The organism is Oceanipulchritudo coccoides, from assembly GCF_010500615.1.
Taxonomy (GTDB): domain Bacteria; phylum Verrucomicrobiota; class Verrucomicrobiia; order Opitutales; family Oceanipulchritudinaceae; genus Oceanipulchritudo; species Oceanipulchritudo coccoides.
The window spans coordinates 95,654-109,989 of the sequence record NZ_JAAGNX010000002.1; the positions used below are offsets into that span (position 1 = coordinate 95,654).

Annotated in this window: 12 protein-coding genes (1 of these 12 cut by a window edge); 5 read left to right on the forward strand and 7 right to left on the reverse strand. The window is 54.3% G+C overall.

Translation table 11 applies throughout. From position 1 onward, the window contains the following. The first annotated feature begins 7 nt into the window (after nucleotides 1-7). Nucleotides 8-835 carry a 16S rRNA (adenine(1518)-N(6)/adenine(1519)-N(6))-dimethyltransferase RsmA gene (gene rsmA / locus G0Q06_RS06080; RefSeq protein ID WP_163963528.1) on the forward strand — a complete coding sequence of 276 codons (828 nt, stop codon included), beginning with the start codon at nucleotides 8-10 and terminating at the stop codon, nucleotides 833-835. On the opposite strand, the gene G0Q06_RS06085 is transcribed toward rsmA, so the two are convergent. Further along, entirely contained in the window at nucleotides 828-3,635 is a 2,808-nt protein-coding gene (locus G0Q06_RS06085; protein WP_163963530.1) for a DUF7035 domain-containing protein, read from the reverse strand. The genes rsmA and G0Q06_RS06085 overlap by 8 nt on opposite strands. Nucleotides 3,636-3,861: 226 nt before the next feature. Here G0Q06_RS06085 and G0Q06_RS06090 point away from each other — a divergent pair, with 226 nt between their 5' ends. The 3 genes from G0Q06_RS06090 to G0Q06_RS06100 all read left to right on the forward strand — a co-directional run bounded on the left by G0Q06_RS06090 (nucleotide 3,862) and on the right by G0Q06_RS06100 (nucleotide 9,128). Further along, the gene (locus G0Q06_RS06090; protein WP_163963532.1) at nucleotides 3,862-5,985 is read left to right on the forward strand and encodes a DUF1800 domain-containing protein; all 2,124 of its coding nucleotides are present in this window, start codon (nucleotides 3,862-3,864) and stop codon (nucleotides 5,983-5,985) included. A 15-nt stretch (nucleotides 5,986-6,000) separates the two neighbouring features. Then, on the forward strand, nucleotides 6,001-7,386 hold the full coding sequence (locus G0Q06_RS06095) for a DUF1501 domain-containing protein (protein WP_163963533.1): 1,386 nt from the start codon (nucleotides 6,001-6,003) through the stop codon (nucleotides 7,384-7,386). Nucleotides 7,387-7,460: 74 nt separating this feature from the next. Beyond that, nucleotides 7,461-9,128, forward strand: coding sequence for a DUF5107 domain-containing protein (locus tag G0Q06_RS06100; RefSeq protein WP_163963535.1), 1,668 nt, complete (start codon nucleotides 7,461-7,463; stop codon nucleotides 9,126-9,128). A gap of 108 nt (nucleotides 9,129-9,236) precedes the next feature. Here G0Q06_RS06100 and G0Q06_RS06105 read toward each other — a convergent pair whose 3' ends face one another. The 3 genes from G0Q06_RS06105 to G0Q06_RS06115 form a co-directional block, all read right to left on the reverse strand. Further along, complete coding sequence (locus G0Q06_RS06105; protein ID WP_163963537.1) at nucleotides 9,237-9,725, reverse strand: hypothetical protein; 489 nt, start codon at nucleotides 9,723-9,725, stop codon at nucleotides 9,237-9,239. Nucleotides 9,726-9,770: 45 nt separating this feature from the next. Further along, a complete protein-coding gene (locus tag G0Q06_RS06110; RefSeq protein WP_163963539.1) occupies nucleotides 9,771-11,360 on the reverse strand; it encodes a sulfatase family protein in 1,590 nt (529 codons plus the stop codon). Between the two features lie 87 nt (nucleotides 11,361-11,447). Continuing rightward, nucleotides 11,448-11,981: an MFS transporter gene (locus tag G0Q06_RS06115; RefSeq protein WP_163963541.1), complete on the reverse strand. Its 534-nt coding sequence runs from the start codon at nucleotides 11,979-11,981 to the stop codon at nucleotides 11,448-11,450. Between G0Q06_RS06115 and G0Q06_RS06120 the strand changes: the two genes are divergently transcribed. Next, nucleotides 11,946-12,491, forward strand: a complete 546-nt coding sequence (locus G0Q06_RS06120; protein WP_338045114.1) for an AraC family transcriptional regulator — start codon at nucleotides 11,946-11,948, stop codon at nucleotides 12,489-12,491. The genes G0Q06_RS06115 and G0Q06_RS06120 overlap by 36 nt on opposite strands. 14 nt (nucleotides 12,492-12,505) lie before the next feature. Here G0Q06_RS06120 and G0Q06_RS06125 read toward each other — a convergent pair whose 3' ends face one another. The 3 genes from G0Q06_RS06125 to G0Q06_RS06135 all read right to left on the reverse strand — a co-directional run. Next, nucleotides 12,506-13,234 (reverse strand): SOS response-associated peptidase, encoded by a 729-nt coding sequence (locus G0Q06_RS06125; protein ID WP_163963545.1) that lies wholly within the window; start codon nucleotides 13,232-13,234, stop codon nucleotides 12,506-12,508. Nucleotides 13,235-13,237: 3 nt separating this feature from the next. After that, a complete protein-coding gene (locus tag G0Q06_RS06130) occupies nucleotides 13,238-13,834 on the reverse strand; it encodes a MarC family protein (RefSeq protein ID WP_163963547.1) in 597 nt (198 codons plus the stop codon). Nucleotides 13,835-13,971: 137 nt separating this feature from the next. Then, nucleotides 13,972-14,336: the 3' portion of a DNA recombination protein RmuC gene (locus G0Q06_RS06135; protein WP_163963549.1), read on the reverse strand. It continues 907 nt past the right edge of the window; 365 of the gene's 1,272 nt are visible here — the last part of the coding sequence; its start codon lies off the right edge, out of view; its stop codon occupies nucleotides 13,972-13,974.

Consider the following 14,336-nt stretch of genomic DNA (forward strand, 5'->3'; position numbering starts at 1 on the left):
TAAATTAATGCCCCTCACACCCTCAGCGACGCGCGCCCTTCTTGAGTCACTCGGGCACCGGCCGCGCAAACCGCTTGGACAGAATTTCCTCATTGACGGGAATATCGTTCGCAAGTCGCTTCAGTTGGCGGGGCTGCAGGCCGGGGAAACCGCCATTGAAATCGGGCCCGGGCTGGGAACCCTGAGCCGGGCCATGCTGGAACTGGGTTGCACGGTGTATTCCATTGAGCTCGACTCGTCCCTGTCTGGCCACCTGTCGGATACGCTTTCAAAGGAATTCCCTGGGACTTTCCATCTGCTCGAGGGAGACGCCGTCAAGCATCCGCGCGCCGGCACGCCCGAATCAACAGCAAATCTCAAGGTCGTCGCCAATCTCCCTTATGCGATCACCACTCCCTGGCTGGAAGGCATGCTGGAGGTGCCCCTGCCCTCCGACATGGTCCTTATGATGCAAAAGGAGGCCGCGGACCGCATCACGGCGCAACCCGGCAGCAAGGCCTACGGAGCCATCTCCATCTTTATCGGGGCCGCCTACGAGCGGGCGGGTGTCCACAAAGTTTCACGCGCCTGCTTCTATCCGGTCCCCGGTGTCGATTCCCTGCTGCTGCATCTGCGGAAAAAGGATAAACCGGTCCTCTTTTCCGAGCCAGCCCGCGAGCTCATCCGCCAGCTCTTCACCCAGCGGCGAAAACAGATCGGCAGCCTCCTGCAAAAGCGAGAGGACCTTCACCCGTGGCTGGAAATGCTGCCGGAATACGGGCGCGACCGGACCACACGTCCGGAAGCAATTCCGTTGGAGGCCTGGCTCGCCTTGGACGGCTTGGGCTCTAATTAAAATCAAGACGCATAAAGCCGACCTCACCGGGCGATATTGTCAAACTGACCCGATATGTGGTTCCGGAAACAAGGGTTGGAAGAACATTGACCCAGCCACTGTTGAGAAGTGCCGACGTCTGTCCGGTCAAATTAAGGGGAGCTCCCCCTCCACCATCCGAGAACTGGAGAAAATTGCCACTGCTTCCTATCGTGAGAGCAGGATTAACCGTAAAGGTTAGCCGTAGCTCCCCACCAACCGTTTCAACAGCGAGGAGGGATGCATTCATGGCGTCCCAGACTGTTGGATCTGTTCCCAGAACGAGCTCGAGCGCGTTGATGTACCAGTCGCCGTCTGGATTGCCATTAAGCAAGGCATCCGGTCCACTCAGCGAATACAAGCTGACAAAATTATCAAAGGTTGACGGGCTGACAGGCCCAACAGTGAACTCCTCATCTCCCGGGACAGGAAATGGATCCCAGAAAATGCCGTGCCGTGCGGAATTGCCCACGTTGTCGTAAATGATTGTCGCGAATTCCCATGTTCCTTCCAGACTGCCCTGCGGGATCTCGAGGGTCGTCGAAAAGACACCACCAAGCTGGTCGTCCCCGGGAAAGAATGTGTAGAGAGAATTGATGTAAGTATCGAGAGGATCATAGACATAGAGGTTGACGGCACTCAGGCCACTGAGGTCTTCCGAGATGGTCAACGTCACGTCAATGGACTGGGCACTTGTTGTTGTATCAATCGCTGCAGGGGAAACGACAATTGATTGCAAGACCGGATCCGCCGTGTCGGCGGTCCCGCTGTTGGTAACCGTGAAAAGCTCTTCACCCGGATTCTGGAACGCAGTTTCAAATGGAATATCGCTGAAATTATTCGCAAAATCAAAAAGTGAGAACGCGAGACTCCATGTGCCAGATGGCGCATACTGTGGTATACTGACATTGACGGAGTAGGTGCCATCAAACTCATCTCCACTCGTCAGCGAAACCCCATCAAAATAAGTGGAGCTGACAAATCCCCCACCCGGGGCATAAAGATAGATATATCCATAGCTGAAACCATCAGAGCTATCTGTGATTCGAAAGGATATGCTCTCAATTTGGCCACCAGCCGAAAAGTCAGCGCTCACCGGTCCAATTGGATCAATGGATTCCAGAATTGGGGCTGCGCCGCCGCCAAGCCCGTCCCCGACAGTGAAAAGCTCATCGCCTGGATTCGGGAATGGGTCATCAAATGGGCCATAGTATCTCGAATTAAAAGTGTTGTCCTCAATGATCTCCACCTCAGCGCGCCAGGTTCCCAGAGCAGCAAAGGGCGTGGGGAAAAAATCACTCTCATACAAAATTGTGCTGACTTCATAGGTTCCAAAATAGGCGTCTCCAGAAACAAGATTTGAAGAATCAAAAAACAAATAGTCATAATCAAAATCATCCGGATCCCAGAGGGAAATGTAGCCTTCAGAAACACCATTGAAATCATCCGAAACTTCGACCGTGATGGTGACGGTCTGATCTCCTGTGGAGACATCCACCGGATTCGGGGAGATATTAATATATTGCAGGACTGGATCCTCGTTGTCTGAGAGGCTGGAGTAATAAACCCGGTCCACCCAGCCGGCATCCGCTCCGGCGCTGCCACCGCTATCCTTGAAATAGGTCCAGGACACGGTTTGTATTCCAGAAGGAATCGGAACAGTGACCTGTACCCAGTCAACATCACCACTTATTTCATCGTAAAAGCCAAATGGCCCATCAACAGATAGGAAATCAAACCCGTCCTCTGAATCCACTTTCCACCAGAAGGTCAGGGTTCCTCCGGGACCATTAAACTCCATCTCCATCGTGGTACTTTCATTGTCGCCAATCGCCCCGCTTTGGGCGGCGTCGATTCCGTCATAGGTTGTATTTGTCTGGAAAAACCATTCCGGGCTGCCAAAACCGGCTAGGGGGTACTGTGTTGCGTCCACCGCATCCGACAGGTCACCGGACGCGCCTCCCACGTTGGTGACCGTAAACTCCGCACCTGGCTCCCCGACCAGGTAGCTGGAATTTCCGAGCCGGTCGCGGATAAAGAATTCAATTGTCCAGAGCCCACTGGCACTGGCTGCAGGGAGATTAAGGGTAATTTCGTAATCCCCATCCAGCGCGTCCCCCGAAAGAACATCAGTCAAATAGAAAAACTCTGTCAGGTCACTTCGGTAGGTTCCACTTGGATCGTAAAATTCCAAAGAGCCGCTTTCAAACCCGCTCAGGTCATCGGTGATGTTCAGCGAGACCGTCAAATTAGCCGGACCCGACCCGGTATCGACAAGAGCCGGTGAAACGGAAACCGAAACCAGCCCCGGGGAGGTGGAATCGACAGTCCCGCCATTCACAACAGTAAAGTCCTCGTCGCCGGGATTAGGGAAAGCTTCGTTGGTCCCACCGTAGCGGCGATCCTGATTTAAATTATCGCGCAGAAAAACCCGCACTTCCCATGTCCCGGGGGTCGCATATTGGGGAACAGTCGCCTGTACCTCGTAGGTGCCATTAGTGGCCGTCCCGCTTGTCAAGTACGTCGCTGTCGTATTGAAAAAGATGGCGTCAACAAAGGTTCCGGATGGGTTATAGAGGAAGATATTGCCAAAGTTGAGCCCGCTTTCGTCGTCGGTGATCGTCAGCGTCGCTGTTATGATCTGGTCGCCTCCGGAGGCGTCAACGGATGCGGGGCTCACGCTGATCGAGGTCAGAAGTGGGGCCGCCGTGTCAACGGCTTGCACCGTTTGCAAAACAAGGGAAAGAACAAGCGGGCAAAGGATTTTAAACGAGTTTTTCATGATGATAACCAGGTTAAGAGAGATATGCCATAACCCGGACTGGGTAATAATTCCTGAACAAGCAGGGGACAAGCCCTATCACCCCGCGATGATAAGTCAATCTGTTTTACACTATTAGTCTCATTAATTTACGCGTCGTCAGGGCTTTTATAAATCTCGACTACCGAGCTGAAATTGAACATTTCTGAGAGTCGCTGGACTCAATTACTGTCTCACAGATTAGCAAATGTCGCCTACCCCGCAAAACCGGGCCAGGATACTGGCCATATCCGTCTCATCGCTATTGGTCCCGCTGAGCGGCCAAGGCATGGAAAGCCTTGAATTGACTGTGACGGATGGCCAGATGCACATCCAGCTTCCCCCGGCAGGGAGCCCTGACATGTTCCAGTCGATGGAATGGTCGAGGAACCTGATCGACTGGCAGATGGTTGGCCGGGACTACGGATTCGGCTGGGAAAACAGTTTCCCGAACCTTCTTTCGATTGCGGGTGAAGGCACGAACAAGAGCCTGACCCATCCCCTCGAGGCCGGTGCGCGGTTTTTTCGCGGATTTGCCTCTCCTTCGAGCGGACTGAATACCGCGAGCTCTGTTTCGAGGTTTCTGCAGCAGGCAAGCTTTGGTCCAACCCGTGACCTGATCGACTCATTCCCGGGAATCGAAACGCCATCCGGAATCAATGATTACCCGTACGGATACTTCGAACAGTGGATTGATGAGCAAATGGCGCTCGACGTGACTTCCCTGCGGAAGTTCTGGCGCGAGCGGAGCAATCCGGCCTTCGTAGACAATTCCCTCAACTCTCCCTTTGAGGTGGGCCACAATCCTGCCAATGGTACCCAGCTTTCCTACTGGCTGAATGGTCAGGACCGGATCGATCCTGATCAGGCGGATGCGATTGCTGCTGGCAGAAACGCGAATGATGTTTCCTTCTCCGCGGGGGAAACAAAGGAAATTGTCTGGTATCAGGTGGCGACAACAGCCCCCGACGCATTGCGGCAGCGAGCCGCCTGGGCCTTGTCACAGATCTTTGTCCTCGGGGAAGGTGGATCGACTCAGACGAACGCCGCCGAGCGCTTCCTGGTATATTACGACATCTTTGTAAGGCACGCCTTCGGGAACTTCCGCGACATTCTTGGCGAGGTCACTTTCAACCCGAGCATGGGAGATTACCTGACTTACCTCGACAACCGGAAAGAGGATCCAGTCGTCGGCACCTTTCCGGATGAAAATTATGCGCGTGAGATCATGCAGTTGTTCACCATCGGGATCTGGATGCTGAATCAGGATGGCTCGCTGCAGAGGGATGCCAACGGGAATGGGATACCCACTTACGACAACAATGACATCATCGAAGTGGCAAAGATCTTCACCGGCTTGCGCAAACAATACAACGGGCGTTCGGGAATCGGCGATGAGGGAAATATTGAAATAAAATTCGGTAACTACGTTGACCCGATGCGCATGCAAAGCTCATGGCATGATTTCAGCGCCAAGACCTTGCTCGATGGAAGCACCCTGGATCCCTTTCCGGAGACAAACGCGGGTGCAATTGCCGAGATCAATGCCTTCCTGGATCACCTCTTCAATCATCCCAATGTCGGCCCCTTCATCGCGCGCCGCCTGATCCAACGCCTGACCGTTTCCAACCCCTCCCCGAATTACATTCAAGCTGTCGCGCAGGCGTTCAATGAGGGAACTTACAACGGTTCAGGCACAGGCCAGCGCGGGGACCTGGCAGTTGTCTTCAAGGCGATCCTGCTCCATCCGGAAGCCCGTGAACCAGCCCTGTCACTCGACACGGCCCACGGAAAACTCCGGGAACCTTTGGTCAGGCTCCTCCATTACGCTCGCGTTTTTGAAATCACTTCCCCGCAAACCTTCGGCCTGCTTCCATTCTGGAAGCTGGACCAAGTGATTGCTCAGGCCCCGTTTAACTCCCCTTCCGTATTCAACTTTTACCAATCGGATCACCAGCCGCTGGGCTCGCTCCAGGATCGTGACTTGTTCAGCCCCGAATTTCAAATTACCACGGATGTGACTTCCCTTGGACTCGCCAACGCCATCCGCACGCTCGTCTACGAAGGCATTGCAGATGTTATCGGTGCTCGCGGCTACAGCCAGGGCGATCTTGACTTGAGTTATGAAGCAGGACTGGCGGCAGACACCAGTGTCCTCATCGACCATCTGGACCTTGTCCTCACTGCTGGAAGGTTGAGTGATGAAAACCGCCAGATACTGTTTGAGACAATTGACCCGATGCCGGCTTCAACCCTCTCCGACCGGGAAATCCGGGTTAAACTGGCCCTGTCGCTGATCTCATTGTTGCCTGAATTCAACGTGATTTATTAAGCCCTCCAACCCATCATGAAAACCCCCAGAAAAATCAGCCGCCGTAAATTTCTTGTTGAGGCAAACTGCGCCGCGGTGGGGTCCATATCGCTTTTTTCATCGCTCTTCACCCTCAAGTTAACCGCCGGCGCTGTATCGGGTGGACCACTACCGGGATACAAGGCATTGGTATGCCTCTTTCTAAGCGGGGGAAATGATTCTTTCAACATGCTGGTTCCACGACAGCAGGAGGCCTACGATGCGTATGCGGCCGTCCGCAGCACGCTTGCCCTCGAGCAGAACAGTCTATTGCCCATCAGCACGACCGGACAAGCCTACACGGAATTCGGCCTGCACCCGGCATTGACTGAGCTACAGGCGCTATACAACGCCGGCCATGCAGCCTTTGTCAGTAATGTCGGCACACTGGTTGAACCGCTGACAATCCAGCAATACCTTTCCGGTGTCGCTTCCCTTCCAACAGGGCTTTTCTCCCACTCGGATGAACAACTGCACTGGCAGACCGTCGTCCCCCAAGTAGCTGGAAGCGGTCCGAGGGGCTGGGCAGGCCGGATGGCAGATTGTCTCTCGCAGGCCAATTCAAGTGGTTCGATCGCCATGAATGTTTCCCTCTCGGGCACCAATGTCATGCAGAGCGGCAACCAATCCGTACCGTACATCACCGATCCAGCCGGCGCTGTTCAGTTGGCTGAATATGCTGTTGATCCAGCTTCGCAGATGGCAATCGACAGCGTCTTGAGCCAAGAGTACCGGAACCTCTATCAAAAGACCCTCTCGAGCAACCTGCGCGGCTCGATTGATACCGCCATGCTCTTTGAAGAGGCGACCAATGCGGTCCAGTTGACGGAAGCCTTTCCGGATACGGGAACCGGAAAGCGGCTGGCCTCCATTGCCCGGATTCTTGCTGCCCGCTCCCCTCTCGGCATGAACCGGCAGGTCTTCTTTCTCCGGCTTGGGGGATGGGATCACCACAAGGAGGTCCTCGTGAAGCAAGAGGGGTTATTCGCTCAAGTCGATGCCGCCATTGGCGCATTCTGGCGCGAGCTGGGTCACCTTGGCTTACAAGACGATGTCGCTCTTTTCACTGCTTCAGACTTTGGCCGCACCCTGACCTCCAATGGCCTTGGTTCCGATCACGCCTGGGGCGGAAACCACTTTGTCATCGGTGGGGGAATCAACGGCGGAAAAATTTACGGGGACTATCCAGTCGTTGCACGCAATGCCCCGCTCGATGTCGGACGAGGGCGCCTCCTCCCCACTACTTCCATCGATGCCTATATGGCCGAGCTGGCCTCGTGGTTCGGTGTTGCTCCGGCGGAATTAAGCACGGTCTTCCCTAATGCCGGCAATTTCTTTGACCCCTTGGGCAATCCGTTTCCAATGGGCATGTTCCAAACTTAAACAACTCCTACACCTTGAATTCATTGAAACAACTTTCCTTATGTCTTTCCATTATTCTGATTTCAACGATCGGTATGGCTGGGATTTGGGACAGCCCCACAGAAATTGATAATGGATGGAAACAATTTGACTGGTTTGGCTGGATCCATGAGTCGGAGAGCGGCTGGGTTTACCATCCAGAACATGGATGGCTCCACGCCGTTGGGGAAACAGAGGAAAGCGTCTGGTTTTACGATACTGAAATGGGTTGGGCATGGACCAGTAAAAGCATCTTCCCCCACTACTATTTACCGGCCACAGGAGACTGGCTGAGCTACGATGGAGGCAACCGGGATCTCAGGATTTTCTACAGGGTGGCTACATCGGACCAGATTGAGATCCATCGAAAAAATCCAGTGGCCCCAACCCGGGTAGCCGACACCTACGGTTGGCGACATCGCGAATTTACCGAAACAGCGGAACATGAGCTCATTGGATGGACCCGTAATGTCGTCACGACAGAGTTTGAGACGCAGATAATTGAAAATGACTTGATCCGCGTGACCCTTCTGCCCGGTTGGGGCGCCCGTATTCTTTCCATTTTCTACAAGCCCCGGAACATGGAGCTCCTGAGCTACGCCAAGGGTGACAAGTTCAGCGATATCATATACGCACCCGGTGCTTTCTACTACGACGACTGGCTTCTCCTGCCCGGCGGAATCAATCCAACCTTCCCGGAGGGAGAACACGGCAAGTACTGGGGTGAGCCATGGATTTTCCAGAGTATCGAGGAAACAAATACAGCGGTAACCGTCCGCATGTCCCGTACTGATGATATTCATTGGGCGGGCCGACCCGGCAAGTTCGACAATGGCCTGACTGGGATGACGGTGGATATGGACATTACAATTTATCGCAACCGGGCATGCGTCGAAATCACCTACACGCTCACCAACAACAAAACCGAAACAATCCCCTATGAGTTCTGGATGGCCGCCGCCCTTGCGCCCCTGCCGCCCGACCAGACAGCCACTTCATCCAATCTCGAGATTGTCATGGAACAGGAAAAAATCGCCCTGCGGGATTGGTGGAACTGGATGAAGACTGTCGAGACGGATGACTCCTTGCCTTCAGATGATGTCTACCAATTCGACAAGCTGGCTTGGCTCTACAATTGGCAGGGATCCGGAATAGCCTACGCATGGCCTGATACGGACAACGGTTGGTGGGGTGTCATCAACCATGATTATAATTGGGGCGTCTTGCGGACCATCGACGACCCCTCGGACTCCCCCGGCATGAAGATTTGGGGCGAAGGAGCAGACTATGGAATGTTTGAGCTCTGGTCAGGCAACTCACAGGAGTTTTTCGTGGACGCCTATCTGGCCCCGTTGGAGGTCAAGACATGGAAGGAATACTTTATTCCAACGGTCGACCTTGCGGAAATCACATTCGCCAACCAGAACGGGGCGGCAGAGGCGGAGGTGATAATTGGCAGCTACACCGGTTATATAGACCTGTCGGTCTTTTCCACCTGGCAACCGGCCAACTGGCGACTGGATGTCCGGGCAATTCCTGATCAGGGCGATCCCGTCCCGCTCGTGTCAGGCATCCTGAACTTTACACCAGCTGAACCCACACAATCCGGCATGCTCCCGTTCCTCATGGAATCCCTGCCGGCCACCGGCACGCTGCGCGTTGAGGCAATCCTGACAGACCTGTTTTCAGGTGAGGAACGCATGCGTTTTGATCTGGATTTCTGAAGAATCAGCCGGGGAGATTTACACAAACGCCGCCCCCGGTTCATCGGGGGCGACGAATTGAATGACAAGAAAGATCCGGAACCCTGTCGCCCGGAATTGTTTTCCCAATCAGGGCATGGCGTAGAACCATCCGCCAGAGCGGGCAACCGCTGACTGTGGAGCAAAAATATATTTTCCAATCGTATAGCTGTAGACCCACGGATCGGAGGAAATTTCAAGGATACCGAGTAAGGACCCTGTGTCCACAAACTGGCCATTGATGATCTCGAAGCCTGCCCAGGTATCGCCGATGGGCGTAGGGGACTTTATGACAATGTTGTCAATCTTGGCATCGGTATCGTACCCGCCGAAGGCAATGACAACCGCACTGGTTCCATCGTAAGCAAACTGGACGGACAAGGTCGCGGAGGTCTCTACGTCGAATGGAGCTCCCGGTGCTTCACGGAATTCGCCGGTCGGGGTTCCATCACTAAGTATCCACTCGGTGGAAGTTGTGATCAGGTGCTCCGCAGTCGCGCCATTGAGGGCGGTGAGGGCAGCCCAGGCAATAACCCCGTCTGACCTGCGGACCCCGAAGCCCGCCCCTGAAATATTCAAATTGAGCTTTGCATCACTTGCTGGCCAATCCGGTTGGCTAGACGGTCAATTCTTTTTACTGAGCTCAATTAACCGCCGCTCGGTGGAATAGTACTGCATCGGATCGACGTCTTCCCTCGGAGCGGGAATGCCCGGTGGCACATCATAGCGCTCCTTCATCCGGTCAAGAGCACGGTGCATGCGCTCCTTCACCGGTGTGTACTCAGGATTAAAGTACTGGCTGGTCAGCTCGTGTGGGTCGGACTCCGTGTCGATGAGTTCCCATTCATCCAAGTCATAGAAGTGAATCAGTTTGTAGCGCCCGTCATAAACGCCTTCATGGCGTTGTACCATATGCCACCCCGGGTACTCATAGTAGTGATAATAGTGATAATCTCGCCAATCATCCGGGGTCTTGCCTGTTAAAGCAGGCACCAGGCTGGCCCCCTGCATGCCTTCAGGAGCGGGAACGCCAGCGATTTCAAGGAAGGTCTGTGCAAAATCCAGGTTGGAGACAAGGTCACTGTTTACCGAGCCGGCCTTGGTCACTCCGGGCCAACTGATCAGGAGCGGGGTACGATAGGATTCATCGTACATGAATCGCTTGTCGAACCAACCGTGCTCACCGAGATAAAAGCCCTGGTCGGAGGAGTAGATGAAGACCGTGTTCTCCGCAAGTCCACTGGTCTCGAGATAGTCCTGCAGGCGGCCGATATTATCATCAAGGGAGCGCACACAGGCAAGGTAGTCACGGAGATAGCTTTGGTACTTCAATCGCAGAAATGCCACTCCCTTGAGATCGGGATCATTGTATCCCGCCTCACGCTGATCAAGATTACGATCCCAGAGCTCTTGTTCCTCTGGTGACAAACGCGAGTAGACACGCTGATAAAAGATAGAATCAGGACGCCGGACATCTACCTTCAGATCCTTGTCCTTCTCAAAAGTCCGGGCGAGGGTCATATCCTGATCATGGGACGCAGTGGTTCGCCCTCGATAATCATCAAACAGTGTTTCTGGTTCCGGAAAAACAACCCCGTCAAAGAGATCAAGATACTTGACGGGAGGCGACCACTCACGATGCGGTGCCTTATGCTGCACCATGAGCATGAAGGGCTTCTCGGGATCGCGCTCTTGCTCCAGCCAATGGATCGCCTTGTCGGTGACGACATCCGTTACATAGCCATCTTCAGTAACGACGCCATCGGGCCCCTCAAATTCAGGTTTGTAGTAAAGCCCCTGCCCCGGCAGCACTTCCCAATGTTCAAAGCCCGTCGGCTCCGAAGCCAGGTGCCACTTGCCGATGAGGGAAGTCTGGTAACCTGCTTCCTGCAGTAACTTGGGGAAGGTCACTTGCGAACCGTCAAACTCAGTCGCCTCGTTGAAATAGAAGCCATTGAGGTGGCTGTATTTGCCGGTCAGAATTGTCGCCCGACTCGGCCCGCAAATGGAATTGGTCACCAGACAACGATCAAAGCGCATCCCCTTCTGCGCCAACCGGTCGAGATGCGGCGTCGGCGCGAAAGTTGATACCACATGCCCGTACGCACCAATTGCCTGGGTCGCATGGTCGTCGCTGAAGACAAAGACGATGTTCGGAGCTTTGCCGTGAAGCGTGGCCGAGCAAAGGAGGAGTAAGCTCAATATATTTTTCATGTAATCGGGCCTATTGATATCGACTTCATCCACTAATTGGAATCGCAAAAAGAAGCAGACTCCCAAACAAGGAGACGCTTAAACTGATCATTCTTTATCAGCTTCAGCATCCTCCGCGCGGCTCATCTCCTTCATGGCTTCCTCCAGTTCCTGTTCCACCTTGTGATTAATCGGGTAGAAACAGGTCACCAAAGCTGTCAGCACGGCAAATCCAGCCGGGATGATACTCATCATGAGGTGAAGGGCATGCTGCGTTTGTGGCGACTGTTCCTGATTGGCCACATAACCCACCCCTCCAAGGATCACCATCGCCAGCGCCGGACCAACCGTCCAGCCGATCTTCTGCGATGCTGTTCCGGCGGAGAAGATGATCCCGGTTGAGCGGTGGCCGAACTTTGCCGCACCGTAGTCGGCCGTGTCAGCAATCATGGACCAGAACAGGGGCATCATCGGGGCCGCTACCATGGCAATCATCAACTGGTTCACGATCATCAGCGGGAAATTGTTGACCGGGATGAAATAGAACCAGACGAGGATCGCTGCGAACAGAAGCTTCAGGTTCCCCAGGAGATTTCCGTGCTCGGGGTGGATAACGACCGCTGGCTCTGTGAGTTGTCCCAACCCCGCTTGAGCAGTATGGACGCAAATGTCATGACCGCCGGTTACCAGGCTGCCGACCTCCTCAACCGCTTGATGCAAGGAGATAAGGACATCCCAAGGCTGACTTACATTGACCCCTCAAAGGTGGAAGAGCGGGATTCCAGCAACTATCTGGCCTTCGAGGATCCAGAGGTGGCCTTCGCGATGCGCTATATCAAGGAACATGCCTGCGATCCGATTACCCCAACGGATGTCCTGAAGGTTACCGGCATGTCCAATTCAACGGCTTACCGCAAGTTCATGAAGGGAATCGGGCGGTCCATACACAGCGAAATCCAGCGGGTTCAGATGGACCAAGTCAGGGAGCTCCTGACGACCACCAACTTGAGCGTCACAGCAGTTGCCCAGAAGGCTGGATTTGAAAACATCCGCTATTTGACCAAGGTTTTCCGCGATGCAACAGGCTTGACGCCAACGGAATTCAGGCGGGCTCAGAGCACACCCAACGTGGCCGCGAATGGCCAAACGTAGGCCTTCGGCGCAGTTCAGTCACCGCCAAACAGATCCATTTGGCCAGTTGGTTTCTCCTCCAGACTGATTGCTTTCGTGAGAGATGCTTCGTCGACGTCCGTTTTGTTCACACGGCTGCTGACAGGACAGGATTTCAGAAAGATATCGGAGGCTGGTCCCAAAAGATTGGACAGTCCCTCACCCTTGACATTGGAAGTGTCCAACCAACGGTCCCACTCATCAACTCCAAGGATGACCGGCATCCGGTGATGAATCTTGCCGACTGTCTTGTTTGCTTCCGTGGTGATCAGGGAGACGGAAAGAATCTCCGACCCCGACGGATGCATCCAATGCTCCCAGATTCCAGCCATGGCCATGAAGTCTTCCTCCACAGGCCTGAAGTAATACGGCTGGCGCGGAGATTTGCGCCGGTCCCATTCATAAAATCCGCTGGCCGGAACAAGGCAGCGCCGGTACCGGAATGCGTCGCGGTAGGACGGCTTGTCGGCAATCGTTTCGGCCCGCGCGTTAATCAACTTGTAGCCAATGTTCGGATCCTTGGCCCAGGAAGGAACCAACCCCCAGTGAAGTACCTCTGCCCGTCGACCTCCCCGGTCCCGGTCCTCATGGATCGCGACAATCCCCGTTCCCGGTGTGATGTTGTAGCGAGATTTCCATGACGCCTTGAGCTCCTCCCCAAATTCGGCAAGGAAGGCTTTGGCCAAGGCCTCATGCCCCGCACTTAATGTATAGCGTCCGCACATGGCTCACCCGCCGGAAACCGGGGCCAGAAAAATCTCCTTGATGGCGGTAATCAACATCTGGATGGCAATAACCGTCAGGAGCATCCCCATGAGGCGCTCGAAGGCGGCCAATCCTCGCGGACCGACAATGCGATGAAGGACCGGCGCAAAGGAAAAGGTCACCAGGCTGACCGACATCGTAATGAAAATTGCCGCTACCCATACTCCCATGCGCTCGGGAAATTGGGCGGAAAACAGGGTCACGGTGGCGACCGCGGACGGGCCGGCAACCAGGGGCACGGCAAGGGGAAAAAGAATGGGCTCTTCACCGGTCTTGGCCCCCATCCAACTGGTATCCGTGGGAAAAATCAATTTGATGGAAATCAGAAAAAGGACAATCCCTCCGGCCAGGCGGAGGGCCTCCTCCGATAGATCCAGTAAACGGAGAAGTTGGGGACCTAGAAAAAGGGCGATCAATAAGACCAGCGAGGCCAGAAAGACTTCCCGCGTGATAAACCGATAGGGCCGCTTCGTCCCCTCAAGACAGGCAAGAACCATTGGCAGGTTACCAAGTGGATCGGTAACGATTACGAGTAGGATGATAGCTGAAATAAGGTCCATGGTGTAACGGGTTGGTTCTCACAAAGTCACAGAGCGAAAAAGACACTAAGGTTTTTTCGAGAGCTCTGATTAGTCAAATTCATAGATATCCTGATGCCTTTGTCTATTTTTGTCTTCGTACGAAATTGTTCGCAGCATCAATCACCCTCCGGCTCGATGGGCGTGTCCTCAAGCTGTTCCAGTTCCGGCAGCTTCTTTTTACTGTCCTCGGCCAGTGACTCAAATTTGCGGGCGGTGACCAGTACCCGCGTCTCCATCGAACGAATACTTTTATTATAGGAATCGACAGCCCGCTTCAGGGCCTTCCCGACATCCACATAGTGCTCAGTCTGGGTCGTCAAGCGCTCGTAAAGCTCACGTCCAAGCGCACTGATTTGCTTGGCCTCATCCGCGATCGCCTCCTGGCGCCAGCCGTAGGCCGCCGCCTTCAAAAGGGCGATCAAGGTCGTCGGCGTGGCTAAAAGGACGTTCTCACTTGTTCCGTACTGGAGCAGATCCGGAT